The sequence below is a fragment of the Streptomyces sp. NRRL F-2664 genome (assembly GCF_000719345.1).
In the GTDB taxonomy this organism is placed as follows: domain Bacteria; phylum Actinomycetota; class Actinomycetes; order Streptomycetales; family Streptomycetaceae; genus Streptomyces.
This window is the reverse complement of sequence record NZ_JOFX01000008.1, coordinates 86,545-112,899: the sequence shown is the minus strand read 5'-3', so window position 1 is coordinate 112,899 and position 26,355 is coordinate 86,545. Positions and strand designations below refer to the sequence as shown.

At 73.5% G+C, this 26,355-nt stretch carries 21 protein-coding genes and 4 pseudogenes; 15 read left to right on the top strand and 10 right to left on the bottom strand.

The window, feature by feature from the left end; all coding sequences use genetic code 11:
* Positions 1-130 precede the first annotated feature (130 nt).
* From IF89_RS0111465 to IF89_RS0111445, 6 genes and pseudogenes are all read left to right on the top strand, one after another.
* Positions 131-1,003: a phosphatase PAP2 family protein gene (locus tag IF89_RS0111465; RefSeq protein WP_030765022.1), complete on the top strand. Its 873-nt coding sequence runs from the start codon at positions 131-133 to the stop codon at positions 1,001-1,003.
* Complete coding sequence (locus IF89_RS0111460) at positions 1,000-1,899, top strand: DMT family transporter (RefSeq protein ID WP_078628227.1); 900 nt, start codon at positions 1,000-1,002, stop codon at positions 1,897-1,899. Before IF89_RS0111465 ends, IF89_RS0111460 begins: the two co-directional genes overlap by 4 nt.
* Positions 1,900-2,019: 120 nt before the next feature.
* Positions 2,020-2,181 (top strand): annotated as a pseudogene (locus IF89_RS44545) (S-adenosylmethionine--2-demethylmenaquinone methyltransferase); the annotation flags it as partial.
* A gap of 62 nt (positions 2,182-2,243) precedes the next feature.
* Positions 2,244-3,194: pseudogene (locus IF89_RS0111455) on the top strand (peptide-N4-asparagine amidase); the annotation flags it as partial.
* A gap of 27 nt (positions 3,195-3,221) precedes the next feature.
* Positions 3,222-4,964 carry a serine/threonine-protein kinase gene (locus tag IF89_RS0111450; protein ID WP_030765016.1) on the top strand — a complete coding sequence of 581 codons (1,743 nt, stop codon included), beginning with the start codon at positions 3,222-3,224 and terminating at the stop codon, positions 4,962-4,964.
* Between the two features lie 64 nt (positions 4,965-5,028).
* On the top strand, positions 5,029-5,970 hold the full coding sequence (locus IF89_RS0111445) for a squalene/phytoene synthase family protein (RefSeq protein WP_051806975.1): 942 nt from the start codon (positions 5,029-5,031) through the stop codon (positions 5,968-5,970).
* On the opposite strand, the gene IF89_RS0111440 is transcribed toward IF89_RS0111445, so the two are convergent.
* Positions 5,954-6,697 carry a LysM peptidoglycan-binding domain-containing protein gene (locus IF89_RS0111440; RefSeq protein WP_030765004.1) on the bottom strand — a complete coding sequence of 248 codons (744 nt, stop codon included), beginning with the start codon at positions 6,695-6,697 and terminating at the stop codon, positions 5,954-5,956. The genes IF89_RS0111445 and IF89_RS0111440 overlap by 17 nt on opposite strands.
* 725 nt (positions 6,698-7,422) lie before the next feature.
* Here IF89_RS0111440 and IF89_RS0111435 point away from each other — a divergent pair.
* Complete coding sequence (locus IF89_RS0111435) at positions 7,423-7,722, top strand: DUF6506 family protein (RefSeq protein ID WP_030765000.1); 300 nt, start codon at positions 7,423-7,425, stop codon at positions 7,720-7,722.
* A gap of 126 nt (positions 7,723-7,848) precedes the next feature.
* Here the strand turns inward: IF89_RS0111435 and IF89_RS0111430 are convergent, their stop codons facing one another.
* A complete protein-coding gene (locus IF89_RS0111430) occupies positions 7,849-8,043 on the bottom strand; it encodes a hypothetical protein (protein ID WP_063831282.1) in 195 nt (64 codons plus the stop codon).
* Positions 8,044-8,433: 390 nt separating this feature from the next.
* On the opposite strand from IF89_RS0111430, the gene IF89_RS0111425 reads away from it, so the two are divergent.
* A complete protein-coding gene (locus IF89_RS0111425) occupies positions 8,434-9,735 on the top strand; it encodes an MFS transporter (RefSeq protein ID WP_234327722.1) in 1,302 nt (433 codons plus the stop codon).
* A 206-nt stretch (positions 9,736-9,941) separates the two neighbouring features.
* Here the strand turns inward: IF89_RS0111425 and IF89_RS0111420 are convergent, their stop codons facing one another.
* Together IF89_RS0111420 and IF89_RS0111415 are read right to left on the bottom strand one after the other, a co-directional pair.
* On the bottom strand, positions 9,942-10,604 hold the full coding sequence (locus tag IF89_RS0111420) for a hypothetical protein (RefSeq protein ID WP_030764990.1): 663 nt from the start codon (positions 10,602-10,604) through the stop codon (positions 9,942-9,944).
* 276 nt (positions 10,605-10,880) lie between these two features.
* A pseudogene (locus IF89_RS0111415) lies at positions 10,881-11,903 on the bottom strand (epoxide hydrolase); the annotation flags it as partial.
* A gap of 137 nt (positions 11,904-12,040) precedes the next feature.
* On the opposite strand from IF89_RS0111415, the gene IF89_RS0111410 reads away from it, so the two are divergent.
* Positions 12,041-13,009, top strand: a complete 969-nt coding sequence (locus tag IF89_RS0111410) for a helix-turn-helix transcriptional regulator (protein ID WP_030764984.1) — start codon at positions 12,041-12,043, stop codon at positions 13,007-13,009.
* Positions 13,010-13,052: 43 nt separating this feature from the next.
* Here IF89_RS0111410 and IF89_RS0111405 read toward each other — a convergent pair whose 3' ends face one another.
* Entirely contained in the window at positions 13,053-13,652 is a 600-nt protein-coding gene (locus IF89_RS0111405; RefSeq protein ID WP_030764982.1) for an MBL fold metallo-hydrolase, read from the bottom strand.
* A 192-nt stretch (positions 13,653-13,844) separates the two neighbouring features.
* Here IF89_RS0111405 and IF89_RS0111400 point away from each other — a divergent pair, with 192 nt between their 5' ends.
* Positions 13,845-15,263, top strand: coding sequence for an erythromycin esterase family protein (locus IF89_RS0111400; RefSeq protein ID WP_030764977.1), 1,419 nt, complete (start codon positions 13,845-13,847; stop codon positions 15,261-15,263).
* A gap of 239 nt (positions 15,264-15,502) precedes the next feature.
* Positions 15,503-16,588 (top strand): S-(hydroxymethyl)mycothiol dehydrogenase, encoded by a 1,086-nt coding sequence (locus IF89_RS0111395; RefSeq protein WP_030764974.1) that lies wholly within the window; start codon positions 15,503-15,505, stop codon positions 16,586-16,588.
* 72 nt (positions 16,589-16,660) lie between these two features.
* On the opposite strand, the gene IF89_RS0111390 is transcribed toward IF89_RS0111395, so the two are convergent.
* Both IF89_RS0111390 and IF89_RS0111385 read right to left on the bottom strand, forming a co-directional pair.
* Entirely contained in the window at positions 16,661-17,527 is an 867-nt protein-coding gene (locus tag IF89_RS0111390; protein WP_078628225.1) for a carbohydrate-binding protein, read from the bottom strand.
* 87 nt (positions 17,528-17,614) lie between these two features.
* Positions 17,615-18,595, bottom strand: coding sequence for an AraC family transcriptional regulator (locus tag IF89_RS0111385; protein ID WP_030764968.1), 981 nt, complete (start codon positions 18,593-18,595; stop codon positions 17,615-17,617).
* 399 nt (positions 18,596-18,994) lie between these two features.
* Here IF89_RS0111385 and IF89_RS0111380 point away from each other — a divergent pair, with 399 nt between their 5' ends.
* On the top strand, positions 18,995-20,305 hold the full coding sequence (locus tag IF89_RS0111380) for an alpha/beta fold hydrolase (RefSeq protein ID WP_030764965.1): 1,311 nt from the start codon (positions 18,995-18,997) through the stop codon (positions 20,303-20,305).
* A gap of 130 nt (positions 20,306-20,435) precedes the next feature.
* Entirely contained in the window at positions 20,436-22,178 is a 1,743-nt protein-coding gene (locus IF89_RS0111375; RefSeq protein WP_030764962.1) for a DNRLRE domain-containing protein, read from the top strand.
* Between the two features lie 7 nt (positions 22,179-22,185).
* Here IF89_RS0111375 and IF89_RS0111370 read toward each other — a convergent pair whose 3' ends face one another.
* Complete coding sequence (locus IF89_RS0111370) at positions 22,186-23,031, bottom strand: MBL fold metallo-hydrolase (RefSeq protein WP_051806973.1); 846 nt, start codon at positions 23,029-23,031, stop codon at positions 22,186-22,188.
* 18 nt (positions 23,032-23,049) lie between these two features.
* Here IF89_RS0111370 and IF89_RS0111365 point away from each other — a divergent pair, with 18 nt between their 5' ends.
* Together IF89_RS0111365 and IF89_RS0111360 are read left to right on the top strand one after the other, a co-directional pair.
* The gene (locus IF89_RS0111365) at positions 23,050-23,814 is read left to right on the top strand and encodes a PIG-L deacetylase family protein (protein WP_030764956.1); all 765 of its coding nucleotides are present in this window, start codon (positions 23,050-23,052) and stop codon (positions 23,812-23,814) included.
* A 67-nt stretch (positions 23,815-23,881) separates the two neighbouring features.
* Positions 23,882-24,538, top strand: a pseudogene (locus IF89_RS0111360) (enoyl-CoA hydratase/isomerase family protein); the annotation flags it as partial.
* Between the two features lie 41 nt (positions 24,539-24,579).
* Here the strand turns inward: IF89_RS0111360 and IF89_RS41980 are convergent.
* Entirely contained in the window at positions 24,580-25,098 is a 519-nt protein-coding gene (locus tag IF89_RS41980) for an SDR family oxidoreductase (RefSeq protein WP_078628232.1), read from the bottom strand.
* Between the two features lie 126 nt (positions 25,099-25,224).
* On the bottom strand, positions 25,225-26,346 hold the full coding sequence (locus IF89_RS0111355) for a hypothetical protein (RefSeq protein ID WP_158717848.1): 1,122 nt from the start codon (positions 26,344-26,346) through the stop codon (positions 25,225-25,227).
* Positions 26,347-26,355: the final 9 nt, after the last annotated feature.

The window sequence follows — 26,355 nt, the reverse complement described above, 5'->3', positions numbered from 1 at the left end:
GCCGGGGGTACGGGTTCCGCTCCGAAGTGTACGGGAACGCGACCGTATCGGTACATCAGCGTATCGATACGCCAATGTATCGATACACTGGCGTGTCGCTGTGCGCGCAAACAGGAAGAGAGACCGGGGGATGACCGCCCACACCACGCCGGCCAGGCCGCCGACCGCCGGCCCCGGAGCCGCCGCCCGCCGGCGCCTCATACGCGAGTTGCTCCTCGTCGTGGGCTTCTTCGCCCTCTACAAGGCGGGCCGGCTGCTCTCGACCGACCGCACCGGCGAGGCCTTCCGCAACGCGGACCGGATATGGGACGCCGAGCGCCTCCTGCACCTGCCCGGCGAAGGAGCGGTGCAGCGGCTGATGCTCCACGGAGACGCCCTGGTGACCGCCGCGAACAGCTACTACGCGGTCGTCCACTTCCCCGCCACCGCGCTCTTCCTGATCTGGCTCTACGTCCGCCGACCTGCGCACTACCTGTGGACCCGCCGGGTGCTCGCCGCGCTCACCGCCGCCGCGCTCGTCCTGCACCTCGCCTATCCCCTCGCGCCCCCGCGGATGCTCCCGGCCGCCCGGCTCGTCGACACCGGACAGGTCTACGGCCCCACCGTCTACCGCGCCGCGCCGGACGCCGACACCCTGGCCAACCAGTTCGCCGCGATGCCCTCCCTGCACTTCGGCTGGGCGCTGATGCTCGCGGTCGGCATGATCGCCGCGACCCGGAGCGGGAAGCGGTCGCGGTGGAGCCTGCTGTGGCTGCTGCACCCGCTGGTGACGCTCCTGGTGATAGTCGGCACCGCCAACCACTACTGGCTCGACGCCGCCGTCGCCGCCGCCCTGCTCGGGATCGCCCTGCTGCTCGTCCCCCGCCCGCCCGCGCACGACCCGGACCCGCAGGGCACCGGCGGGGTCGGCATCGGCAGCGCCACCGGCACCGGGGCGGAGGCAGCCGTACCCCCCTTGCCGCGCCGGGAGAGCACGGCCGAAGCCGTGGGAGCGGGAAAGTGAACGACACACTCCTCGCCGTCGGTCTCTGCCTCGCCTCGGCCGTGGCCTACGCCGCCGGCGCCGTCGCCCAGGAGCGGCTCGCGCGCGCCGGCGTCGCGCGTACCGCCGGCGCCCTGCTGGGCTCGGGCGTGTGGTGGTGGTCGGCCGGGCTGAACGCAGGGGCCGCCCTGCTGCACGCGGCGGCCCTGCGGTACGGCCCCCTCACCCTGGTCCAGCCGCTCGGAGCGCTCACCCTGGTCGCCGCCGTCCCGTTGGGCGCGCGCCGGGCCGGCCGCCGCGTGGCGGCCGGGGAGTGGCGCGGCACCCTCGCCACCGTCGCCGGCCTCGGCCTGCTGCTGCTCCCGGCCTCCGGGCCGGCCCCGGACGACACCCTCACCCTGGCCGAGGCCCTCGTCGTCTCCGGGGCGACCATCGCCCTGATCCTGCTGCTGACCGCGGCCAGGGACCCCGGTGCGGGGTTGCGGCACGCCACCGCCTCCGGGCTGGCGTCCGCGGTTGCCTCCGCGCTGACCCAGACCGTGGCCGTCGCGGGCGGCCGCGGAGGCCCGCTGCTCAGCTTCCGGGTCGTCGCCGTGGCCCTGCTCGTCGTGGTCTTCGCGGTCGGCGGGATGCTGCTGTCCCAGCGGGCCTACCGGGGCGGCGGTCTCGGCGCCCCGCTCGCCGTGGTGAACCTGGCCAACCCGCTGGCCGCCGCGGCCATCGGCGCGGTCCTGCTCGGCGAACGCCTCCAGGGCGGGCCGGCGGGCCTGGTGCTGGCTGCCGCCGGAGCGCTCGTCGCGGCGCGCGGGGTGGTCCTGCTGACGCGGGCGCCGGCCGGCGCGGCGCCCACCCCGACGTCCCGGATCCCGGCCGCCGCGGCCGAACTGGCCGTGCCCGGGGGCCGGCTGCCCGCCTGACCGGGCCCGGGCCGTCGGGTTCCGGCCGATGTTCGCCGCCCCCGCCCGGGGGACCGGGGCGCACTACGCCGGCCGCGCCACGCCCCGTACGAGAACGAGCAGCGGGCGACCGGTACCGAGATGAGCGTCACTCCCGTCCCCACGGCCGACCTGTACGGCAGGTACGGGGAGGCTCTCGGTATCTGCACCACCGGCTTGCGCCACTTCGGCGGCCGCCGGCTGTTCGCCGGCCCCGTGCGCACCGTCCGCTGCCGCGAGGACAACGCCCTGCTGCGCCAACTCGTCCGCACGCCGGGCGGCGGCGCCGTCCTCGTCGTGGACGGCGGCGGCTCCCCGCGCACCGCGAGGAGTACTGGTACATGGCCACCCCCGCCGGAGCCCCGTACTCCTGCACTGCGGACGGCGGCTCCCACCGCGAGGTCCGCGTCACCGTCGACGGGCGGCTCGCCGGCATCGCGGCGCCCTTCCCCACGGTCTGGACCGGCGGCTGGTCCAACCCCTTCCTCTGGTACGTCACCCCCGGCCCGCGTGCCTTCGACGTCCGGCCGATCCACTACGACCTCACGCCCTACGCCGCCCTCCTCAACGACGGCCGCCCGCACCGCATCGAGGTGTCCGTCGCGGGACTGCCGGCCGGACAGAGCGGCTGGAGCACCCCCACCAACCTGCTGCTGTGGCAGGACGAGGCCCGCCGCGTCGTCACCGGCGCCCTGACCCGGCACGAGGAGAGCGCCCCCTCCGGCCACTCCCGCTGGACGCCCGCCGGCCCCGGCGGACAGCACCGGGTGGACACCGAGGGCCAACACCGGCTGACCGTCGCCGGACACCTGGACACCTCCCGCGGCCGCGTTACTACCACCGTCACCCGCTCCGTGCACCACAGCTCCGTCCACCGCTGGACCGAGGGCGAGAGCCGCGACGCGCTCACCGCGGCCTGGACCGACTCCGGGACCGTGACACACGGCCCCACGACCACCCGGACCGACCGCACCTACACGATGGACGGCGAGACCGCCCTCGGCGCCGGCGACCGCCTGCGCACGGTCCTCTCCCTCGGCGACCGCGCGGACACCGCCATCCTGCGCGGCGGACGGACCGTCGACGCCTCCCGGCTCGACGACCGGTACACGGGCGACGCCACCTACACCGCGAACGTCCCCCGGGACCAGCGCCACGCGGTCGCCACCACCTCCGCCCGCTACCGGCTGTACGGGTCCCAGGCCGGCGGCGGATGCTACGACCGCACGGTGGGCACCGTCCAGGGCACGGTGACGGTGGACCGCCGACGCTGTTGACGGCGCAGGCGCCTACGATGATCCGCCATGGACACGAGTGAGGCCGGCAGACAGCTGATCGACGGGCGCTTCGAACTGGTAGCGCCCCTGGGCAGCGGCGGCATGGGTACCGTTTGGCGGGCGCGCGACATCGCCCTGCACCGAGAGGTCGCACTCAAGGAGGTCCGTCCGCCGGACCCGGCGACCGCCGCCGCACAGCCCGGCCTCGCGGACCAGATGCGCGAACGCGCCGTCCGCGAGGCCCGCGCCCTCGCCCGCCTCGCCCACCCCCACGTCGTGACCATCCACCACATCGTCGAACCGGCGGACGGCACCGACGGACACCCGTGGATCGTCATGGAGATGGTCCGGGGCGGCTCGCTCCACGACCGCCTGGAGTCCGGTCCGATGCCGCCCGCCGAGGCGGTACGGCTCGGCCTCGACGTGCTGTCCGCGCTGCGCGCAGCCCATGCCGAGGGAATCCTCCACCGCGACGTGAAACCGGCCAACGTGCTGCTGCGCCCCGACGGCTCGGCCGTGCTGACCGACTTCGGCATCGCCGCGCTGCACGACTCCACCGGGCTCACCGCGACGGGCGTGCTGATCGGCTCGCCGGAGTACATCGCGCCCGAGCGGGTCCGGGGTGAGGAAGGGCTCGCCGCCTCCGACCTGTGGTCGCTCGGCATGCTCCTGTACGTGGCCGCCGAGGGGACCAATCCGCTGCGCCGGGCCACCAGCCTGGCCACGGTCGTCGCCGTGCTCGACGAGCCGATCCCCGCGCCGGTGCGGTCCGGCCCGCTGGGGCCCGTACTGGAACGGCTCCTCGTGCGGGACCCGGCCGCACGGCCCGACGGCGCGCAGCTGGAGCAACTGCTCCGGGACGCCGGCGCCGCACTCGGCACGGGCGCCGGTGCCGGTGCGAGTGCCGGTGCGGCGTCCGCCGCCGCGCAGCCCGTCGGCCCGCCGCCGTCGGTCGCCCCGGCCCCGTACGGGCAGTTCGGTCCGTACGCCCCCACCGGTACTCCGCCCACCAGCATTCCGTCCGTACCGCACACCCCGTCGCCGTACGGTTCCGGCGCCTCCCCGTACGCCGCCCCCACCACGCCCGTCCCCGTGGGGTCCGCCCCGCGCCGCCGCCCGGCCCTGATCGGCACCGCCCTCGCCGCGGTGCTGGCGGCCGGCGTGTTCGGCATCGTCCAACTGCTGCCCGACGGCAGCGACGGCGAGGACACCGCCAAGGGCGGCCCCGCGAACCGCCCGACCGTCGCCGCCGATGCCACCCCGTCCGCACGGGACGCCTCCGCGGCCGCCTCCCCGAAGGCGAGCGCGCAGAAGGCGGACGCCCCCCGCGGCAGCATGATGACGCCGGGGAACATCCGCACCGCCCTGGAGGCGTTCAAGAAGCAGACGGGGACGACCACCTTCGTCGACATGACGCTGTACGACGGCTACATCCTCGCCTCGATCCCCACCGCCGCCGGAGCCGAGACCGTCGACTCCTGGCAGTACCGGGACGGCATGGCCAGCCGCACGGGCCCGGACGGCACCGTCAAGGACGGCGCGCCGCTGATCGACATGGCCGCGGTCGACTGGGACAAGCTGCCCGGCCTGCTGGAGCAGTCGAAGAAGGACCTCAAGGTCGAGAAGCCGACCTCGCGCCACGTCATCATCGACCCCTGGATGATGGACCAGTCGCCCTCCATCCGCACCTACCTCAGCGACGAGTACGGGCGCGGCGGCTACATCCTGTGGGGCGTCGACGGCAGCCTCAAGAAGGTCTACGCCTCCTGATCCGGCGTCCCGCGCGTGGCGCCGGACCCGCCCGCCCCATCCGTACGACGAGGAGCTTGCCCCCATGCGCAGCTGGCGCACCACCCTCACGGCGGCCGGCGTGTCCGGCACCCGGCTGCGGGACGACTACACCTACGCCGCCCGCCGGGTCCTGCGCCGCGAACCGGCGCCGTACCTGGCGCTGCGCCTGCTCGCCGCGCCGCCCCTGGTGCCGGCCCTCGCCGCCGGACTGGCCTTCATGAACCTGGTCGACGACGTGGCCGAGTCCGGCACTCCGCAGCAACGGGCCGACGGCCTCGCCGCGTTGACCGGGCGAGTGGGGGCGGCCCTCAGGAGCGGGGACAGCCCCGACCCCGTCCTGCGGGCCTACGCCCACGCCGTGGACTCCCGCGGCCTGCCCCAGCACTGGGTGTCCCGCTTCCTCTCCGGCGCCGCCACCGCGGAGGCCGGCTTCGACGGCTTCGCCGACGAGGAGGACTTCCAGGCGTACCTCGACGCGTACGCCTGGCCCGGTGTGCTCGTCTTCACCGGACTCCAGTACCAGGGCGGCCCGAACCCCGAACAGGCCGCCGGCCTGCGCCGGTTCGTGGACGCCGCCCAGCGCGTCGACTTCCTCGCCGACCTCCACGGCGACCTCGCCGACGGGCGGCTGTGCCTGCCGCGCGCCCGCCTCGACGAGCACGGGGTGACACGCGCGGATTTGGAGGCGGCCCGTGACACGCCTGCCGTACGGGCCCTCCTCGCCGACGAGACCCGGCGCGCCCGGGCGGCCCTCGACGCCACCCACGGCATCCTGGACCTCGCCGAGCCCGGCCTGCGCCCCGTGGTCGCCACCATGGTCGACCTCATGGCGCACCAGCTGACCGCCGTCGAGCGGGCCGGCGCCGACGCCCTGCGCCGGGACGTCGGCTACGGCATCGGCGCGCCCCTGCGGATCCTCCTGCGCGCCGCCCGCCGCCGTCCGCCCCGCCGGAGCGTCCCCCGGCCTTCTAGTACGCGCCGTTGACGTTGTCGATGGAGCCGTAGCGGGCTGCCGCGTAGTTGCAGGCCGCGGTGATGTTGGCCACCGGGTCGTAGGAGTCCAGCGAGGTGCCGGGCACGTGATAGGCCTTGAAGGTCGGGTCGATGACCTGGAGCAGACCCTTCGAGGGGATTCCGTTCCGGGCGTTGATGTCCCAGAGGTTGATCGCCTTGGGGTTGCCCGAGGACTCCCGCATCACATTGCGGTGAATTCCGTTGTACGTTCCGGGAATACCGTGCTTCGCCATCACGGCGAGGGATTCGCGGATCCACCCGTCGAGATTGTTCGGGTAGGAGGACGCCGGCTTGGCGGCCGTCTTGGCCGCGGGCTTGACCGCCGCGGCGGCCTTCGACTGGGCGCCGATGGTCAGTTTGATGCCGGGCCGGATCACCGCCGGGTTGTTGCCGACCACCGCGCGGTTCGCCTCGTAGAGCTGCTTCCATCCGCCGCTGACGGAGTGGTCCGCCGCGATCTCCGAAAGGGTGTCGCCGGCGACGACCGAGTACGTGGTGGGAGGGGCTGCCGCCACAGTGACGGTGGTGGGGGCGGTGACAGCGGTCACGGCGGCCGCCGGCGCGCCCGTCCCGGCCGCTCCTGCGGTGGTCGCGCTGATCAGCGGGAGCGTGAGAGCCGCGCCACCCGTGCCGGCGATGGCCAGCTTCCGGGTGATCGGGTTCTGCTTCGGCCGACGGTGCTTACCTTTTGCAGGCATGACGGAATTCCTCACGTGGGGGGACGGAGACCCGGGCGGCAGGGCCGTATTCGGCCGCTCGCCACCTGGAGTGAGGTGACCGTAGGTGAGCCCGGCGGGAGCGAACAAGCCCCGAATTCCACCCATGATCGACATCCCGCCGTCTGCCCCGGAAATGACCTTGTGGGGTTCCCCGGCGGAAAGGCCGATTCCCTTTCCGGGAAAAGGGAATCGGCCTCCGGTGGGAAATGATGTTGGGTTGTGCCGCGTGACTGACATCACGGGGCGGGCGTCCGGTGGTCAATAGGGGCAAGTGGGCACTCTGTTGGGCTCAATCGGGCGACTGGCTCTTAGGGCTCAAATCGCCCATCCATGACTCTTTCCGGCGCGCTGTGCCCTCAGGTTTTCTCGGGGAGGGGCCGGAAAGCCGTCGCCGACAGCCCGGCCGGTGCGTGCCCCGGAGGCCGGGAGGTCCCCGTCCCCGTCCCCGGGCTGCAGGCCGCCGCCGGCTCGACGACCCGGTTCGTTTCCGCCGCTACGGGGCCCACCGCGACCGGCTGCCCGAAGTGGACCAACACCCGTGCGGCGAGGGTGGGTTCGGGAGCGACGGCGGTGTCCTCCGCCCCCCGTGCAGCCTCGGCACCGGAGTGCGGCGGAGATCACTCGCGGATCATCTGCGATCCCGGCCGTCCCGGCTCCCACTCTGCTTGGCTGGTGGCTCCGACGATCACAGGAGGTCGACAGGCATGGCGCTCACGCACTGGGGATTCATCTACACGGCGGACGGCAGCGCGGCGGGTGGCGATGTCAGTGTCGTGGACACGGGCGCGTGCCGCAGTGTGTTCGTCGGGGTGCAGAAGCCCGAGGAGGGCATCGAGGTCGCGCGCCGTCTCGTGGGCGAAGGTGTGCAGCTGATCGAACTGTGCGGGGGTTTCGGTCCGGTGTGGGCAGGGCGTGTCATCGAGGCGATCGACGGCGCGGTCCCCGTGGGCGTGGTCGGCTACGGGCCCGAGGCGGTCGATCAGGTGCACGCGATCTTTTCCTGAGGTGGGGTCACCCTCTGACGGACGGGGGCGGTCCGGCCCCCGGGGGAGGGCGGGCGTTCGCCTGGCGGACATGGCAGGGCCCGCCCGAGGGTGCACCACGGGCGGGCCCACTACGCGACGGCGCGGCTACAGCACGCCGTCACGCATGTCGTCGTCCAGCTCCCGCTCGCGTTCGCGGGTGGGGTCCTGGAGGTCGCGCTCGTGAGCCGGGCGGCTCTGCCTGTCCTTCGGCTCGTTCTGGCCCGGCCGCCGGCGCTGCAGGTGCTCCTGCTCCTCGCGACCCTTGCCCGGCTGCTGACGCTTGTCCTGCATACCGCTCATCACACACTCCAACAGTGGTGGGGGGATGTTGCATCTCCCACGCTGCCACCAATCGTCACATTCCGCACTATTTCGATGACGGAGCGCAACCGGCAGGGGTCGGGGTCGCTCCTGTCCTGACCCCACGTCCCAGCCGGAGGAGCCGCGTGCCGGCGCGGGCGGGCGCGGCTCGGGTCGCAGTCCGCTTCGGGCGCGAGGCGGCCGGCGCAGAGGACGGCGGCTGGACGCCGCCTCGGTCGTGTCCTCCGCCGTGGCCGTTCGGTTCGCGTTGGGCGTGACGTTTATGCCCAACGGTGAAGATCACCTGGCGGGCCGGTTCCCGGGGAAGGGTGGCGGCGTCGGTTCCCTTGATGTGTGCGGAGGTGGCCCGTGGGCCCGGACCTGAGGCGTGTGCTGCGTTCTTCACCGTACTGGCCGGTGGTCGGACACCCGACGCTGCGGCGGGTCCTCCCGGGGTTCGCGGTCTCGTCGCTGGGTGACGGGATGGACGTGGTGGCGGTGAGCTGGCTGGCGATCGAGATCGCGCCGGCCGCGAACCGCGGTGTCTGGGTGGCGACGGCGGCGGCCGCCTACACCGTCGCGGGGGCGGCGGGCGCGCTGCTGCTCGGCCGGTTCCTGCGGCACCGCCCGCCCACCCGACTGGTCGGCTGGGACGCGGCGCTGCGGGCCGCGGCCCTCGGTGCGATCCCGGTGCTCCACGCCTGCGGATCGCTCGGAATCGAGGGGTACGTCGCCCTGCTCGCGCTCTCCTCCGTACTGCATTCCTGGGGTCAGGCGGGTGTGTACACGGTGATGGCCAGGGTGCTGCCGGAGCGCGACCACCTGGCGGGCAACGCCGTGCTGTCGGGCATCGGGTCGATCGCCACGGTGGTGGGGCCGCCACTGGCCACGCTGCTGATCGCGTTCGGAGGCCCGGCGGCGGTACTGGCCGTGGACGCGGCGACGTTCCTCGCCCTGGCGGTGACCTTCCTGGTCGCCGTCCCCCAGGACGCGGTCCCGGACCCCGAGGCCGACGGGGCTTCGCGGACCGCCGGGTTCGCGATGCTCCGGCGGATGCCCGCGCTGTCCGGCCTGCTTGGCCTGAGCTTCGCGTTCTTCTTCCTCTTCGGCCCTGTGTACGTGGCGCTCCCGCTGCACGTGTCGGACGACCTGGGCGCCTCGGCCGGTGTCCTGGCGGCGTTCTACACGGCCTTCGGTATCGGCGCGGTCCTCGGGTCGGTGCTCACGGGATTCGTCAGCCGGTGGCGGCTGGGGCCCACGACGATCGGCATCGTCATCGGCTTCGGTGCGCTGATGCTCCCCCTGGGGATGGGCGCGCCGACGGCCGTGTCCGTGGTCTGTTTCGGGCTGGCCGGGCTGCTCTGGCCGCCGTACTCCTCGCTGTCGACCACCCTCTTCCAGCGCTCGACGCCCAGCGCGCTGCTGCCCCAGGCCCTGGCGGCCGCTTCCGCCGTCCGGGTGCTGTCGGTGCCCCTGGGCACCGCGATCGGCGGGCCGCTGGTGGCCGGCCTCGGGGCCGCGGGGGCGCTGCGCCTGTCGGGCGCGGGCATCGTGCTGGTGGGCCTGCTCGCCGCATCCGCCCTGGCTCTGCGGGCCGCACGGACGCGCCACGAACCGCCCACGGGCACCGCACAACCGACCCGCACCGAGCTGGCGGAGGGCCCGGACGCGGGAGCCGGAGCGCGGTCGTAGCCATCCGCCGCTCCGTTCCGTGACCCCCGCGGCATCACCGCCCAGACCGCTCACGGCAGCGCCGACGGCAAGACCGCGGGGGCGAGGAGTCCGACGTGGGAAGTCGCCCCAGATGGGGGGCACACAGGCCCCTGACCAGTCGGTGGCTGGCGAACGGCGTCCTGGCGACGTGGGAGCAGCGGCCGGCAGGTGATCGGACCGGAGTGTCAGTGCCCGCCCAAGCCCCACGGATCCAGACCACTGGAGATGTGTGCCCTGAGACAGCGGGGGGCGTTGAAGCCCAAGGCTTCGCCGCGGTACACGGCGACGAGCGAGTCCCTGCCCCGCCACCACGTGTCGGCCAGTCCCTGAACTTCAGGTACGGGTTCGAAACCGTCAAGGTCCAGTTCTTCGACGGCATCGCCTTTGATCTTCGTGATGGTTCTGGCCCAGTAGCCCGCGTGGTCGGCCAGCGCCAGGGCTTCCACCCATCCCGCTGGGCCGGCGTGCAAGGGCGTCCAGCGGTCGGCGTCGATCCCGAATTCGCCTCCCGGTCCGATCATGAATCCGTGGGCCATCGAGACGCGACAGCCTCCGGCCGGGAACCGCCATCCCATCCCGTCCGAGCCCTGGGGCATGTCGGCTTCCAGGACGCGCGGCCCGCCCTCGTACGCGGGGGCCGGGGGCAGGGCGATTCCGCCCCACCTCTCTTGGTAGGTCACGGCCCGGTCGATCTCCGCAGCAGGAATCCCCCGCGCCAGCCATTCCTCACGGCGCAGTGCGAGGTCGCGGCGGGGAACACGCAGCCCGTGTCCCTCCACGAAATGCCGAGCTCGTCGGCTCAAGCCTTCCGGCGCCCTAGGAGTCAGTGACACTCGGCTGTCCGCCATTACACCTGCTGCCTGTCTTACGGGGACGGCACCACCGCGGCGGTTGCCGGTTCGTCCAGCCGGTGCGCCGGCCACGGCATGGAGCTTAGTGATCGGCTCTGCCCCCCATAGTGGGCAGGTGTCACTGAGCGACAGACGGCCCCCCTGCCCGACCGCATCGCCCATCGTGTGCGCGGCGGCCCACGGCGCCGGCGAAGTGCCCCTCGTGCTCGGCGCCTTTGGGTGGTCGAGGAGGGCGGCAACGAAGAGTGCCCTCGGGGGTGCGGGGGCATGCCGTCAGTGCGCCGTGCCGAAGAACTCGCGGACGTCGGCGACGAGCAGTTCGGGCGCTTCCATCGCGAGGAAGTGGCCGCCGCGGTCGAGTTCGGTCCATCGCGCGATGTTGTGGTCCCGTTCGGCCCAGCGGCGGATGGTCACGTCATGGGTGGAGAGCAGCACCGCCGTGGGCACGGCCCCCCGGGGACCGACTCCCCAGTCGTCCGGGCCGTCGTCGCCTGCGGCTTCGCCCCACACTCCGGCCGAGATCTCCTCGTAGTAGATCTGAGCTGCCGAGGCGGCGGTGGCGGTCAGCCAGAACAGCGAGACCTCGGTCAGGACGCGGTCCCGGGGGATGCTGTGTTCGGGCAGTGCGTCCTCGGGGTCGGTCAGCCCCTTGAACTTCTCGACCATCCAGGCCAGTTGACCGGCAGGGGAGTCGGTGAGGGCGTAGGCCACCGTTTGCGGGCGTTTGGCATTGCACTGCAGGTAGCCGTCGTTGAAGCCCTGCATCCGGTGCCAGCGTCGCTGTTCGGCATCCGTGAGGTCGTGCGTCTCGCCCTCCGCGCCGACGGGAAACGTGATCATTCCGTTGACGTGGACGCCGATCACGTGGTCAGGTGCCTGCCGGCCCATCTCCGGGGCGACCCACGCGCCGGTGTCGTAGCCGTGGACGCCGTAGCGCGGGTAGCCGAGGAGGCCCATCAGCCGGGTGCACACCCGTGCGGTCCGAGCGGCGTCCATGCCCGGCCCCGCCAGCGGCGTGGAGAAGGCGAACCCCGGCAGCGAGGGGATGACCAGGTGGAACGCACCGGCCGCGGCACCGCCGTGCGCGTCGGGGTCGGACAGCGGCCCGATGACGTCGAGGAAGTCCGCCACCGAGCCTGGCCAGCCGTGCAGCAGCATCAGGGGCGTGGCATCGGCCCGGGGGGAGCGCACGTGCAGGAAGTGGAGGTTCTGCCCGTCGATGGTCGCCATGTACTGAGGGAAGGTGTTCAGCTGTGCCTCGTGCGCCCGCCAGTCGTAGGCGGTGCGCCAGTACTCGGCGTGTTGGTCATGGCTGCGACGCTAGGACGCGCTTGGGTCAGTTCCGGTCCTAGGTGTGTCTTTCGGATCGTGCCGGGCTCCCCGATCCGGCCCGATCCAGAAGACACGCCCTGGCCCTCCGGCACTCTTACGGCATGTTGGAAACCGCCGGGCGGCTGCTGAAGCTGCTCTCCCTGCTGCAGACCCACCGCGACCGGTCGGGGGCCGAACTCGCCGCATGCCTCGGTGTCAGCCGGCGCACCCTGCGCCGCGATGTGGAGCGGCTGCGTGCGCTGGGCTATCCGGTGGAGGCCACCCAGGGCACTGCGGGCTACCGGCTCGGGGCCGGCAGGGCACTGCCGCCCCTGCTGCTCGACGACGACGAGGCCGTCGCCGTCGTCATCGGCCTGAGCACGGCGGCCGGGGGCCCGGTCGCCGACATGGAGGAGCCCTCGCTGCGCGCCCTCACCAAGCTTGAGCAGATGCTCCCGTCCCGGCTGCGGCACCGGGTGAACACCCTGCGCACCGCCACCGTCCGGGCCGGCGCCGCCCCGGCTCCCCGGGTCTGCGCACAGACCCTCATGGCCATCGCAGAGGCGTGCCGCCGACGCCAGCGGCTGCGCTTCGACTACGCCGGCCCACGCCGCGGCCCCGGCACGCGCGTGGTCGAGCCGCACAGCCTCGTCAGCTTCAACCGCCACTGGTACCTGGTCGCCTGGGACGCCGACCGCGCCGACTGGCGCACCTTCCGCGTCGACAGACTCACTCCACGCACACCTACGGGACCGCGGTTCACCCCCAGGGAACTGCCCGACCCCGACGTGGCCCGCTACCTCGCCCACCAGCTGTCGTCGAAGACCTGGCCGTTCCAGGCCACCGTCACCCTGCACGAGCCCGCCGCGGCGGTCGCCGACCGTATCTGGCCCGGCATGGGCATCATCGAGCCTGTCGACGACGACACCTGCCTCCTGCACCTCGGCGCCGACACCCCCCGGGACCTCGTCTGGATGATCACCTCCGTCGACGCCGATTTCACTCTCACCAGCGGCCCGCCCGAACTCGCCGACGCCCTGCACGCCCACGCCGCCCGCTGCCTGAATGCCGTACGCAAGGAACAGGGGTGACCGCGCGCCCTCCCGCTGCGGCGGCACCGGGGGACACCGGCGGCTACAGCCGGGAACCCGGCGACAGCCAGCGGTACGCGGTCCGGGCCTCCTCCTCCAGCCACCCGTTCACGCTCGCCAGGCCGCGTTCGTTGACCTGTGCGTCGTGGATGCCGACCGCCCGCTCCGGCCCCACCTCACGCACGAAGTCGATGGCCTCGCTCGTCCGCATCCACGAGGCGTGCAACGGCACCAGCAGCGTCTCCACCGGAACCTCGGGCACATGGAGGGAGTCCCCCGGGTGGTAGAGGGAGCCCTCGACCAGATAGCCGAGGTTCGCGCAGTCCGGCTGGTCCCCGTAGATCGTCGCGTGCCTGCCGCCGTACGCCGTGATCCGGTAGCCGGCGGCCGTGAACTCCTCCCCGGCGCCCACCTCGACGGCGTCGAGCCCGGGCAGGACCGCTCCCTGGGGGGCGTACACGGGCACGCCCAGACCGGCCAGCCGCAACGCGTCGACGTGGTCGGCGTGTTCGTGGGTCACCACGACCGCGTCGGCGCCGCGCAGTGCGTCGGGCTCGCTCCAGATACCCGGATCGATCACCAGGACGCCATGGCCCTCTCGCTCCAACCGAACACAGGAATGGGTGTACTTGATGATGTCCATGTGCCTGACGTTAGGTTCCGGGACCCGTGTTCGACAATGGTCCACCGTCCCGGGGACCCGACGATGGGCCGAGAGCGCTACCGGGACCAGGGTCCCCCAGTCCTCCTCCCTGCGACGGATGGGCCAACCCCCGGATCGATCGGGGGTGCAGCGGATGGTCCGGGGCGATCCCGCGCGGCGAGAGTAGGTCCCATGAACACGCACAAGGCCCTGCTCGCCGCCCTTCTCGTCCCGCTCGGTGCCACCCTGGCCGTCGCCCCGGCCGCCTCCGCCTCCGCCGCCGTCCCGCCCGCCGCATCGGCTCCCGCCGACACCGCCGCCGCGCCCGCCGGTCCGCAGGAGGCCGCGGCCGCCGCGTTCCGCTCTCCCGAGGCGGCCCTCGGCCGGGCGGCGCACCCGCTGCGGACCACCGAGCCCCGCGGCGGCCTTGCCGACCTGCGTCCGTTCGGCCGGATGGTCGGTGACGCCCGGGTGGTGGGCCTGGGCGAGGCCACCCACAGCTCGCACGAGTTCTTCACCGTCAAGCACCGGGTCTTCCGGTACCTGGTCGAGGAGAAGGGCTTCCGTGCCTTCGCGCTCGAAGCCCCGTGGAGCACCGGGCTGCGGCTCGACGCCCATCTTCTGCGCGGCGAAGGCGACTTGCAGCAGATCATGGACGAGGAGTTCCAGGGCACCTACCGGTGGTGGAACAACGCCGAGTACCGCGATCTGCTCCAGTGGATGCGCGCGTACAACGTCGAGCACCCGCAGGACCCGGTCCGCTTCGTCGGCGACGACAACGGGTTCGCCGGAGCCGTGCTGTACGACAAGGTGAACGCCCATGCGGCCGCGGCCCGCCCCGACCTGGCCCCGCGGCTGGCCGAGTTGTACCGGGGCCTGCGGCCGGCAACCGACGCCGAGACCTACGTCAACGACTACCTGTCTAAGCCGATGGCCGAACGGAAGGAGCTCGCCGAGCGGACCGGCCGGGCGGTCGACCTCCTCAAGCAGCGGCCCGGCACGGGTGCGGATGCCGATGCCGACGCGCACGCCTGGGCCGTCCAGCACGCCACCGCGATCCACCGGATGACCACGCTCTACGCCTTCGACCTGGACGCCCCACACGGCATCGCCGACGCCATGCTCCACCGCGACCGGACCATGGCGGAGAACGTCGCCTGGTGGCAGCAGCGGACCGGGAACAAGATCATGCTCGCCGCCCACAACAGCCATGTCGCGCTCAGGACCTACGCCCCCGCCAGCCATCCGAAGGTGCAGGGTGACTTCCTTCGTGAGCAGATGGGCGGCGGCTACCTGAGCGTCGGCCTCACCTTCGACCGGGGCTCGTTCAACGCTCTCGGCCACGACGGCGGCGTCCACCGCTTCACCGTGGGCCCGGCCGCGCCCGGCACCGCCGAGCACACCCTCGACCGGGTGCCGTACCGCGACTTCATGGTGGACCTGCGCCACACCCCGGCGGCGGCCCGCACCTGGCTCGACACGCCGCACACCATCAAGAACATCGGCGCCACCTACCCCGGGATCGCGGACGCCCCGCAGATCCGGCTCGCGCAGTCGCACGACGTCGTGATCCACCTCCGGCGGGTGGAGGCCGCCCACATGCTCAAGTAGCACCGGGCCGCCCGCACGGCGGGAGGCGTACGCGGCCGGCCGGCGAGGGGCTGTGCGAGCAGATTCCGGGGGTGCCGCGCAAGGTGGGCGTCCGGCCCGGAGCGTCGCCGGGCAGCGGGATCCGGCCGGGCCGCGGGATCCGGCCGGGTCGCGCGCCGAAGCGTGACACAACTCCCTTACCGGGCGGCGTCCGTGTACGTTCGTTGATCCAGACCGAACCGAACAGAACGGGGTACGACGTGACGCATCGCGTACGAGGGGTCATCGCCCGGAGCAAGGGCGCACCGGTGGAGACGACGACGATCCTCGTGCCCGACCCGGGACCGGGTGAGGCGCTCGTGCGGGTGCAGGCCTGCGGGGTCTGCCACACCGACCTGCACTACCGCGAAGGCGGGATCAACGACGCGTTCCCCTTCCTGCTCGGCCACGAGGCCGCCGGCATCGTGGAGTCCGTCGGTCCGGACGTGACGTCCGTGGCGCCCGGTGACTTCGTCGTGCTCAACTGGCGCGCGGTCTGCGGCACCTGCCGGGCCTGCAGGCGCGGACGCCCCTGGTACTGCTTCGCCACGCACAACGCCACCCAGCCCATGACCCTGGAGGACGGAACCCCGCTCTCGCCGGCCCTGGGCATCGGCGCCTTCGCCGAGAAGACCCTGGTCGCGGCCGGCCAGTGCACCAAGGTCGACCCCGCGGCCTCCCCGGCGGCGGCCGGACTCCTCGGCTGCGGAGTGATGGCCGGCCTCGGCGCCGCCCTCAACACCGGCAACGTCGGCCGGGGCGACTCCGTCGCGGTCATCGGCTGCGGGGGAGTCGGCAACGCGGCCGTGGCCGGAGCCCGGCTCGCCGGCGCCTCCAAGATCATCGCGATCGACCTCGACGACCGGAAGCTGGAGTGGGCGCGGGGCCTCGGCGCCACGCACACCGTGAACGGCCGCAGCGAGGATGTCGTCAAAGCGGTCCAGGCGCTCACCGACGGCAACGGCGCGGACGTCGTCATCGAGGCCGTCGGCCGCCCCGAAACCTACCGGCAGGCCTTCTACGCCCGCGACCTGGCCGGCACGGTGGTGCTGGTCGGCGTACCCACCCCCGAAATGCAGCTCGAACTGCCGCTCCTGGACGTCTTCGGCCGCGGCGGGGCCCTGAAGTCCTCCTGGTACGGCGACTGCCTGCCCGAGCGCGACTTCCCCTTGCTGGTCGACCTCTACCTGCAGGGCCGGCTCGACCTGGACGCCTTCGTCTCCGAGACGATCGCGCTCGACGGGGTCGAGGAGGCCTTCGCCCGGATGGAGCGCGGCGAGGTGCTCCGCTCGGTCGTCGAGTTCTGACCCCGAGGGGTGCCGTGCCGGCCAGGGCATGCTGAGCGGCCCGGCACCCCCCCCGCGCGGCCCCTCTTCGGGTCAGGCCGCGCGCCACAGCGCCGGCACGGACGGGGGCTCCCAGCCCCGCTGCGCCGTGTGGGCCTGGATGCAGACGTAGCCGCGGCCCGCGTGGACGACCCGCTCACCCGCCCGGTACGCCGTCCCCACGGCCCAGGCGCCCCCCGGTGGCGGAGTGCCCGTCGGTGTGGGACCCGGGCCGGGGTCCTGGGGGACGTCCAGGACGAAGTCGAAGGCCGCCTCGCGCCCGCTCCCGGCGTCCCGTACGGCCATCAGCAGCCGGGGGTCGAAGATCGAGTCGGTGGCGTTGCGCGGCTCGTTCGGGAAGTACAGCTGGGTCGTCAGCACCGGACGGCCCGGAGCCTGCACCTTGACGTGGAGGTGCCGGGTGCGGCCGGGGTACAGGCCGGGGACGATGGTGGTGAGGGCGAAGGAGCCGCGCGAGTCGGTGTACTGGTGCCCGCGCAGCCGGTACCGGACGTTGTCGTAGGCGCCGTTGGTGTCGGCCTGCCAGAAGTCGAGCAGAGCACCCGCGACCGGCAGGCAGGCCCGGCCGAAGACGTAGCCCGTCACCGTCAGCCGCGTGCCGGGCATGCCGGGCTCCAGCAGGCTGGTGCGCTCGGGCGAGGCGGGTTTGAAGTAGGGGCCTTCGGTCTGTTCAGGGGTGGGGTCGTCTCCGTCGTCGCACGCCGGGGTCAGCGGTACGGCCTCTTCACCGGGGTGCCCGGTGAGGGTGCGGGCCAGGGCCGGTCCGCCGATGAGCGCGACGGGGACCGCGGCGGTGGCCGCGAGTGCCGCGCGCAGCACCGTCTTGCGGGTGACGTGGCGGGGTGGTGCAGAACGTGCCGGGAACGACGCGTCGTCGCTGTCCCTGCCCGGATCGCGCATGTCTGCCTCCTCGGTGGGCCGGTGGGCCGGTGGGCCGGTGGGCCGGTGGGCCGTGGACCCGGTGGGCCGTCGGATTCGGCATCGAACCTAGGCGGACGTTCCGCGCGGATCGATGGACGGGAGGGGGCTGCTGTGGTGCTTTCGGAACTCGCCCGGGCTGGTGCCCGTCTCCCGCCGGAAGAACCGGCAGAAATAGGCGGGGTCGGAGAATCCGACGCGCGCGGCGACCTGTCGTACCGGCAGTTCGGTGTGCGCCAGCAGGCGCTGGGCCTGGCAGACGCGGGCCTCGCTCAACAGGCGGCCGGGGCTGCGGCCGGTGGCAGCGCGAACGGTCCGGGTGAGGTGGCCCGGCGTCACGCCGAGCCGTTCGGCGCACTCGCGCACCGACCAGGCCACGGGCCGGGCGGCCAGCCGGACGAACGCCTCGGCCACCGCAGGGTGAGTGCCGGGAGCGGCAGAGCCGCCGGGCCGGGCCGGTTCACCGGCCCCGGCCCGGCGGCCGGCGCGGTGGTGGCCCCCGCCGGGGACCGACAGCCGTGCCATGCGCACGACGAGTACGTGCAGCAGGGCCCGCAGCACGCTCTCGTGGCCGGGAGCCCGCTGACGGCACTCGGCGGCCATCTCGTCCATCAGCCGTCCGGTCCGTTGGTCCTCGTCCTCGCTCAGGTCGAACCAGCAGGTTGCGGCGATCCGCCGCAGGAGCGCGCGGTCACCGGGATGGTCCACCAGGAAGTCCTCGGTGAACAGGGCGAGGGTGCCGTCGAGACCGCGCTGGTCCTGCCAGCAGTGGACCTGGCCGGGCAGCACCACGGCCAGTTGGCGCGGCCGTACCGGATGGCCCGCGAGATCGACGACATGGGTGCCGGACCCCGCGGCGATGTGGACGATCTCGTAGAAGGTGTGGCGGTGCGGGCGGTCGGACCGCGACAGCGGCCCGAGTGCGTCGAAGGGCCCGGCCGCGAAGGGCACGGTGCCCGGTCCGGCCAGCTCCAGGCGGTGCAGGGGCGGCTCCCCGGGACGCGGCGGCGCGGGGCAGGGCGTCCCCGGTGCGACGGTGGTGTTCCGCATCGTTCCCCCAGTAGGTCCAGACCAATCGGGCGATGTCACGATCCCCTCGCCGAGTGCCCCGCGAAACCCCGCGGGCGCGATGCATCGGGGCGGGCCGGGGCCCGAAGACGGAGGCGCGGGGGGCTGGCGCCGGGGACGTGCGGGCCACTACGTACCCCGCACCAGCGGCGGACCGCCGCCGACGCGCCCGGCACCGGGGTTGGTCCACCGCGGGCCCCGCCCGGACCCGTACCAGGGCAGGTCCGCCGCCGACCCGCCCGGCACCCGTAGCGATCTCCCTGCCCCACGGGCCCGACCCGGCCGGGGCGCCTCTTAGACTCGGGCGGACCACCGTGTCCGCCCGTGCCCCACCCGGCCGCGGCGCGGACCTCCGTACCTCGTACCCCTGGGGGCCGTTGCGTGACCGCCGTCCACAGCTACCGTCAGCCCGGCACGGTCGTCACCGACCACCGGTTCTCCGTCCCCCTGGACCACGCGCGTCCGGACGGGGAGCGGATCGACCTGTACGGCCGGGAGGTGGTCGCCACCGGCAAGGACCCGGAGTCCCTGCCGTGGCTGCTGTACCTGGAGGGCGGCCCCGGCTTCGGCGCGCGCCGTTTCGTCGGCCGGCAGGCCTGGCTGGAGCGGGCCCTGCAGGACTACCGCGTACTGCTGCTGGACCAGCGCGGCACCGGACGCTCCACACCGCTGAACCGCCAGACGCTGCCCCTGCGCGGCACCCCCGCCCAGCAGGCCGACCACCTCGCCCTCTTCCGCGCCGACTCCATCGTGCGCGACGCCGAGGCGATCCGCCCCCGGCTGACCGGTGGCGCGCCCTGGACCGTGCTCGGCCAGAGCTTCGGCGGCTTCTGCACCGTCCGGTACCTCTCCAGCGCCCCCGAGGGCCTCACGGCGGCCCTGATCACCGGCGGCCTGCCCGCGCTGACCGCCACCGCGGACGACGTGTACCGGGCCGCCTATCCGCGCATCGAGCGCAAGAACCTGGCCCACTACGCCCGTTACCCCATGGACGTGGAGCGGGCCCGCCGGATCGCGGGCCACCTCGCGCAGCAGCCGGCCGAACTCCCCGGCGGCCACGTCCTGACGGTCGAGGCCTTCCAGTCCCTCGGCATCCTCCTCGGCGGCGGCGACGGCAGCCACCAGCTGCACTACCTGCTGGAGGACGCCTTCGTCCCGACCGCCGTCGGACCGGCCCTCTCCGACACCTTCCTCGAAGGCGCCCGCTCCCTGCTCTCCTTCGCCGGGCACCCCCTCTACGCACTGGTCCACGAGGCGATCTACGCCCAGGATCCGGCCGCGCCCACGGCCTGGGCCGCTGACCGCATTCGGGCGGAACACCCCCGTTTCGACGCCGACAAGGCGCTCGCGGGCGACGACCCGCTGCTCTTCACCGGCGAGACCATCCACCCCTGGCACTTCACCACCGACCCCGCGCTCGCCCCGCTCCGCGAGACCGCCGACCTGCTGGCCGCCCGCACGGGCTGGCAGCCGCTCTACGACCCGGAGCGGCTGGCGGCCAACGAGGTGCCCGTGGCCGCTGCGATCTACCACGACGACATGTACGTGGACACGCAGGACTCCCTGCGCACGGCTCGCGCCATCCGAGGCCTGCGCACCTGGGTGACGGACGAGTTCGAACACGACGGCCTCCGCGCCGGCGGCCCCCGCGTCCTGGACCGCCTGCTCACCCTCGTCCACGACGCCGCCTGACCGGCCTACCGGCAGGTCAGAGGGGGAAAACGGTAACGAATAATCGTTCCTGCAGAAGTTGATCACGCGGTTAGGGTGAGCCCTCGTACCCGACCAACGACCCATGTGTGGAGCGTGCATGCAGAGAAGGATGTCGAGCGCAGTCTCGCTGGCCCTGGCCGGCGGACTGGCCATGACCGGCGTGGTGGCCGCAACGGCGACGACCGCCGTCGCCGCGCCGGACGTCACCGCCGCGGGGGTGGGGGAGACCCCCGTCGGAGCACAGGCCTGGACGCGCGTGTCCAAGAAGAATCCCAACCGCTCCTACTGGAACGCCGCCGACGACCTGCGCGTCGGCAACGAGGGCGGCACCCAGGGCCTGTCCCGCGCCTACCTTCGTGTGGACACCACCGCCCTCGCGGGTGCCACGGTCTCCAAGGCCACGTTCCGGATCACCAACACGGGGGCGCCGTCCTGCACGGGGCGTCCGGTGGAGCTGTGGAGCGTCGGCGCCGTCTCGGCGAGGACCACATGGAAGAACCAGCCCGCCAAGGGCGTCAAGCTGGCCACGGTGACGGATGCCAAGGGCCACGACGGCTGTGCCGCGGGCGACCTGGAGTTCGACGCCACCGCACTGGTGAAGGAGGCGGCGGCCACTTCCCAGAGCTCCGTCACCCTCGGCCTGTTCGCATCGAACGAGTCCGATGTATCGGCGTGGAAGCGTTTCGCGCCGGCGACGGCGAAGCTGGAGGCCACGGTCGGCCGTCCCGTGCCGCCAGTGGTCAGCTCTCCCGAGTTCCCGGATGCCTCGAACGGGGTGCCCGCCGAGACCGCGAAGGCCCGTACGCCGGGTACGTTCACGTTCGGCACCGGCGGCGCCGCCAACCTCGAGAAAATCGTGTACTCGTCCGACTTCGACCCGCGGGAGATCGCCGTCGCGCCGGGCGCCAGCGCCGTGATCACGCCGGCCGGCAGCGGTCCCCACTCGATCTACGCGTACAGCGTCGACAAGGCCGGACGCCGCTCCGACCAGGCGGTGTACCGTTTCTGGGCCCTCGGCAACGGAGGGGTCCGGGACTCCGCCGGCGATCTGAACGGCGACGGCCTGCGCGACCTGTGGACCTTGGACCCCCAGGGCAGGCTCCGCTTCTCGGCGGGCCGGGCCGACGGCACCTTCGCCGCGCCCGTCGACGGCGGCGCGTCCTTCGCCCCCGGCAGCCGGATCGCCGCGGGCGGCGACTGGGGCGAGGACGGGTACAACGACCTGGTCGTCCTCGAAACGGTCCCGGGGCTGGGGGCCAAGCAACTGCGTGTCTACCCCAACAACGGCCTCGGCAGCGTCCGTCCGCACGACCGCATCGTCCTGAGCGTCTTCGAGAGCGACCCGGCCGCGGGCAACGACCACTGGTCCGACGCCCAGGACATCGCCGACGCCGGTGATGTCAACGGCGACGGTGAACCCGACTTGCTGGTCAAGCAAGGCGCGAAGCTCTGGGTGTACACAGGCAGCCGCTCCGGCTACCTCGACATGAACGGGGCCCCGGTCCTCGTCGGCGACGGCGGCTGGGACACCGCTTCCGTCATCGTCCCGGGTGACACCGACGGCGACGGCGCCACCGACCTGTGGGTGCGCGACGACGCCTCGGGCGACCTGTTCGCCGTACGGGGAGCGAAGGACGCCGAAGGCCGGTTCGACGCCACGAGCTGGTCCACGGCGCACCGCGTGAAGATCGGCTCGGCCCTCGACCGGGCTGCGTACCCGACACTGGTCGCGGCGGGTGACCTCGACCGCGACGGCCTCGCCGACCTGGCGGCCGTCGGCGCCGACGGCAAGGCCGTCTGGTTCCGGGCGACGGCCACAGGGATCGACGCGACCCCGCGGCCGATCGGCTGACACGACGTCAACGGGCCGGGTCGGACGCCGCTTCAGCGGCGCGCCGACCCGGCTCTTCGGGTGCGGGCGGTTCCACGAAGGCGCGGGTCAGGTGGGACGTGGCCAGGAGGGCGCCGTGGCGGGCCGCCCGGGACAGCAGGTGTTCGCGGGAGGCGCGCGCCGTGGGGCGGTCGCGTTCGTGGGAGTACGGGACCGCCGGGTTGCCCAGCTGGACGGCGTGGACCAGGGCGTCGCCGGTGATCAGGACGTCCCGGCCCGCCGGGCCCTGCTCCACCAGGACCGACTGGTGGCCGGGGGTGTGCCCCGGCGTCGGCAACAGGGTCAGGCCCTGGGCCAGGCGGTGCATGCCGTCCACCTCGTGCAGCTGTCCGCGGGCCCGGAGCGGCGCCACCGTCCACTCCCGCACCGGGTCGGCCCGGTCGAGGGCGGCGACCTCGGCACGCTGGACGACATGGCGCGCGGCGGGGAAGAACGGTTCACCGCCGGGCCCCGAGGTCCATCCCGCGTGGTCCTCGTGCAGGTGGGTCAGGACCACCGTCTCCACGTCCGCCGGGTCGATGCCGGCCTCGGCGAGGGCGGTCGGCAGGCGCCCGGGCACGGGTGCCCACCCGGCGGCGGGCCCGTCCGCCGGGCCGACCCCCGCGTCCACCAGCACCCATCGTCCGCCCGGCCGCGCGACGGCGAAGCAGCGGAAGTCCAGCCGCCATGCACCGCCCGGACCGGCCGCCCCCGGATCCAGGAGCGCGGCGCGCGCCCAGTCGGCCTCGTCCGCGCCGGGGAACGCGGTGCGCGCGGGCTCGAAGAAGGTTCCCCGGGCATCCAGCAGGGCCACTACCGTCCCATGTCGATCCATTCGCCTATTGTGCGACGCATGACCGAACAACGTGATCCGCAGGGCCCCTTGGAGCCCATGCCCACCGACTGGCAGCGCGCGCTGGCCGTCGTGGCCCACCCGGACGACCTGGAGTACGGGTGCGCGGCCGCCATCGCGGACTGGACGGACGGCGGCCGCGAGGTGGTCTACCTCCTGGCGACCCGGGGCGAGGCGGGCATCGACTCCCTCGCCCCCGACGAGTGTGCCTCCCTGCGTGAGGCCGAGCAGCGGGCGAGCGCCGCCGTGGTCGGAGTGTCCGCGGTGGAGTTCCTCGACCACCGCGACGGCGTCGTCGAGTACGGTCTCGGCCTGCGCCGCGACATCGCGGCGGCCATCCGCAGGCACCGCCCCGAACTGGTCATCACCCTCAACCACCGCGACACCTGGGGCGGGGAACAGGGCGGCGGCTTCTGGAACACCCCCGACCACAAGGCCGTCGGCCGGGCCACCCTGGACGCCGCCGCCGACGCGGGCAACCGCTGGATCTTCCCGGAGCTCATCTCCGAGCAGGGCCTGGAGCCGTGGGACGGGGTCCGCTGGGTGGCGGTCGCCGGCACCAGCACGCCCACGCACGCCGCCGACGCCGGCCCGGGGCTGGAGCGTTCCGTGCTCTCCCTGATGGAGCACAAGGCGTACATCGCGGCGCTGACGGAGCAGGACCCCGAGGAGTACGTGCGCACCTTCCTCACCGGCAACGCCGAGCGGGTGGCGGCGCGGTACGGCGGCCGCCCGGCGGTCGCGTTCGAGGTCTTCCCCCGCTGACCTCCCCACCCCTGACCTGACGGACCATCGGGCACTGTCGGAGGCCGAGGCGGGGGTTGCGGGCACGGTGATCGACACCATCTCCACGGAGATCGCGGAGGGCGAGGAGCGGATCCGCCTGGAGGGTGAGGACGGCATCGCCGTCCTCACCCTCTGCCGCCCCGACCGGCTCAACGGCTGGAGCTGGGAGTCCACCCGCCAGCCGGGTCTGCTCGCGGACCGGATCCGCTTCGACCCCTCGGTGCGCGGCGTACTGCTGCGCGCCGAGGGCCGGGCCTTCCGCGCGGGCATCGACGTGACCGCGCCGGGCGGCGGCATCACGGGCGGGTCGACCGCGGAACGCACCCGCAACTACTACGAGGGCATCCGCTGGGTCCACGAGCGCTTCGCCGTCCTCGCCCGGCTGCCGCAGCCGGTGGTGGCCGCCGTGCAGGGCTACTGCCTGGGCTTCGGCTTCGAACTGGCGCTGATGGCCGACATCCGGGTGGCGGCGCGCGACGCCGTCTTCGGCCTGCCGGAGACGCAGCTGGGTGTGGCCGTCGACGCGGGCGGCGACCTGCGTATCGCCCGCGAGGCCGGCGCGGCCTGGGCGAAGCTCCTCGCCCTCACCGGCCGCCGGATCGACGCGGCGACGGCCGAACGGCTCAATCTGGTGCAACTCGTCGTCGAGGCGGCGGACTTGCTGCCCGCGGCCCGCGCGGTGGCGGGGGAGATCGCCGCCAACGCCCCTCTCGCCGTCCAGGGCATCAAGCGGGCAGTCGACGCCTACGCCGACGCCGCCCTCCTGTCCGGCGCGGCGCGTTCGAGACCTCCCCGGATGTCGGCGGTCATGTCGTCGTGCGGAAACAGGCCCGGGACGAGCCCGTTGATCTGGATGCCGTACGGGCCCCACTTCACGGCCAGGGTCTCCACCAGGTTCTTGACCCCGGCCTTGGCTGCGGCGCTGTGCGCGAAGCCCGGCCCGCCCGTCCAGGCGTACGAGGCGCCGATGTTGACGATCGACCCCGGAGTGCCCGCGGCGAGGTGGCGGCGCCCGAACTCGCGGGTCATGAACCACGTGCCGGTCAGCGTCATGTCGACCACCGCCCGCCAGGCGTTGGGGGAGAGGTCCTCCGCCGGGGAGGGGAAGCTGGCCGCCGCGTTGTTGACGAGGACGTCCGGCAGCCCGAGCGCGGCCTGCGCCGCGTCGAAGACCTCCGCCACCTGCCCGGCGTACGTACCTGAGGGCAGGGCGGCGGCACCGAGCGGCGGCGGCGCGGGCAGACCGCGCAGGAGGTTCTCCATGCGCCCATCGACAGCGCGCGGGCGCTCGGACCACCACCCCCGGGCGGACACTCCTCGCAGCTTCGGCGGAGTGCTGCGCCCGCACGGAGCCGGGGGCGCCGCCCCGCCGTAGCGCGCGCCGCCGCCCTAGCTGCCCGGGTTGTACGCCTGGCGCGTGGCGCACGTCCAGATGACGGGCTGCAGCCTGCCCTTCGCGTCGACCGCGGCTCCGCCGACCCGGTCGGCGTCCGAGACCGCGTCGGCCATGCTCGCCCCGCCCGGCGCCAGCCGCGGCAGTGCCTTGACCGGGCCGGAACCGGCACGCAGGAGCGCCTGGTCCGGCAGGGTCAGCATGTCCGGGTGGAACTTGGCCGTGCCGACGCCGACATTCGTCGTCGGGCTGATCGCCTCGAAGGTGGCGTACGGGTGGGAGCTCAGGCCCCCGGGGCTGGTGCCGGAGCCCGTGAGCGGGGGCTCCCAGACCCACGTCCGGTACTCGTGCCACGGTCCGGCCCAGTCGTAGCCGACGATGCGGCCGCTCTCGTCCAGGTCCTGGACGTAGCTGTCGTTCATCGACGGCGCCAGCAGCCGGGCGGGGGAACCGTCCCCCGGCCACAGCACCGGGTAGGTGCCCTCCAGGTGCGCCCCCGTCTCCGGAACCTCGTAGTCCTGCGTGGCCATGCCGAGGATGTCGCCCCGGTTGTTGATGCCGGTGACCATCGTGATCCGCGTCGCCGGGCCGGCGTCGGGCGGCACGGGCAGCTCGCGGACCTTCTGGCCGTCCTTCCAGACGGCGCCGGGCCCGTCGGAGGTGCGGGAGACCACATACCCGGCGTCGTTGACGTCGGCCTCGTAGTCGTAGCCGTAGCTGTCCGGCAGCGGGGTGATCGCCGCGGCGCCCACCTGGTAGGTGAACAGGGACGGGCCGTCGGAGCCGGAGCCGTGGGCGATGCCCACCATCAGGCCGTGCGCGTTCACGGCGAGTACCTGCCCCGTCCGGTCCGCGTCGGCCAGCGGGACCCGGTGCACGGTCGTGCCGGTCCAGTAGACGGGCTTGTGCCCCGAGACGCCGACGGCGAGGCCGTCCGGGCCGAGGTCGAAGACGCCCTGGCTGCGCGCCATGTCGCGCACGTACGACTGGTCCCCGATCGAGCCCAGCACCTTGATCTTCGGCGTGCATGCGGCGTCGGCCGCCACGGCCGGCCCGGCCGCCGTGATCAGGCCCGCCAGAACGACGGCGGCTCCGGCCGCGGACATGCTTCTTCTCATGTGGTGGTC

Excerpts from the sequence above, each read along its gene's own strand:
- IF89_RS0111465 (WP_030765022.1), top strand. The coding sequence starts at position 131 with ATGACCGCCCACACCACGCCGGCCAGGCCGCCGACCGCCGGCCCCGGA.
- IF89_RS0111450 (WP_030765016.1), top strand. The coding sequence starts at position 3,222 with ATGGACACGAGTGAGGCCGGCAGACAGCTGATCGACGGGCGCTTCGAA.
- IF89_RS0111445 (WP_051806975.1), top strand. The coding sequence starts at position 5,029 with ATGCGCAGCTGGCGCACCACCCTCACGGCGGCCGGCGTGTCCGGCACC.
- IF89_RS0111440 (WP_030765004.1), bottom strand. The coding sequence starts at position 6,697 with ATGCCTGCAAAAGGTAAGCACCGTCGGCCGAAGCAGAACCCGATCACC.
- IF89_RS0111435 (WP_030765000.1), top strand. The coding sequence starts at position 7,423 with ATGGCGCTCACGCACTGGGGATTCATCTACACGGCGGACGGCAGCGCG.
- IF89_RS0111430 (WP_063831282.1), bottom strand. The coding sequence starts at position 8,043 with ATGAGCGGTATGCAGGACAAGCGTCAGCAGCCGGGCAAGGGTCGCGAG.
- IF89_RS0111420 (WP_030764990.1), bottom strand. The coding sequence starts at position 10,604 with ATGGCGGACAGCCGAGTGTCACTGACTCCTAGGGCGCCGGAAGGCTTG.
- IF89_RS0111410 (WP_030764984.1), top strand. The coding sequence starts at position 12,041 with ATGTTGGAAACCGCCGGGCGGCTGCTGAAGCTGCTCTCCCTGCTGCAG.
- IF89_RS0111405 (WP_030764982.1), bottom strand. The coding sequence starts at position 13,652 with ATGGACATCATCAAGTACACCCATTCCTGTGTTCGGTTGGAGCGAGAG.
- IF89_RS0111400 (WP_030764977.1), top strand. The coding sequence starts at position 13,845 with ATGAACACGCACAAGGCCCTGCTCGCCGCCCTTCTCGTCCCGCTCGGT.
- IF89_RS0111390 (WP_078628225.1), bottom strand. The coding sequence starts at position 17,527 with ATGCGCGATCCGGGCAGGGACAGCGACGACGCGTCGTTCCCGGCACGT.
- IF89_RS0111385 (WP_030764968.1), bottom strand. The coding sequence starts at position 18,595 with ATGCGGAACACCACCGTCGCACCGGGGACGCCCTGCCCCGCGCCGCCG.
- IF89_RS0111375 (WP_030764962.1), top strand. The coding sequence starts at position 20,436 with ATGTCGAGCGCAGTCTCGCTGGCCCTGGCCGGCGGACTGGCCATGACC.
- IF89_RS0111370 (WP_051806973.1), bottom strand. The coding sequence starts at position 23,031 with ATGGATCGACATGGGACGGTAGTGGCCCTGCTGGATGCCCGGGGAACC.
- IF89_RS0111365 (WP_030764956.1), top strand. The coding sequence starts at position 23,050 with ATGACCGAACAACGTGATCCGCAGGGCCCCTTGGAGCCCATGCCCACC.
- IF89_RS41980 (WP_078628232.1), bottom strand. The coding sequence starts at position 25,098 with ATGGAGAACCTCCTGCGCGGTCTGCCCGCGCCGCCGCCGCTCGGTGCC.
- IF89_RS0111355 (WP_158717848.1), bottom strand. The coding sequence starts at position 26,346 with ATGAGAAGAAGCATGTCCGCGGCCGGAGCCGCCGTCGTTCTGGCGGGC.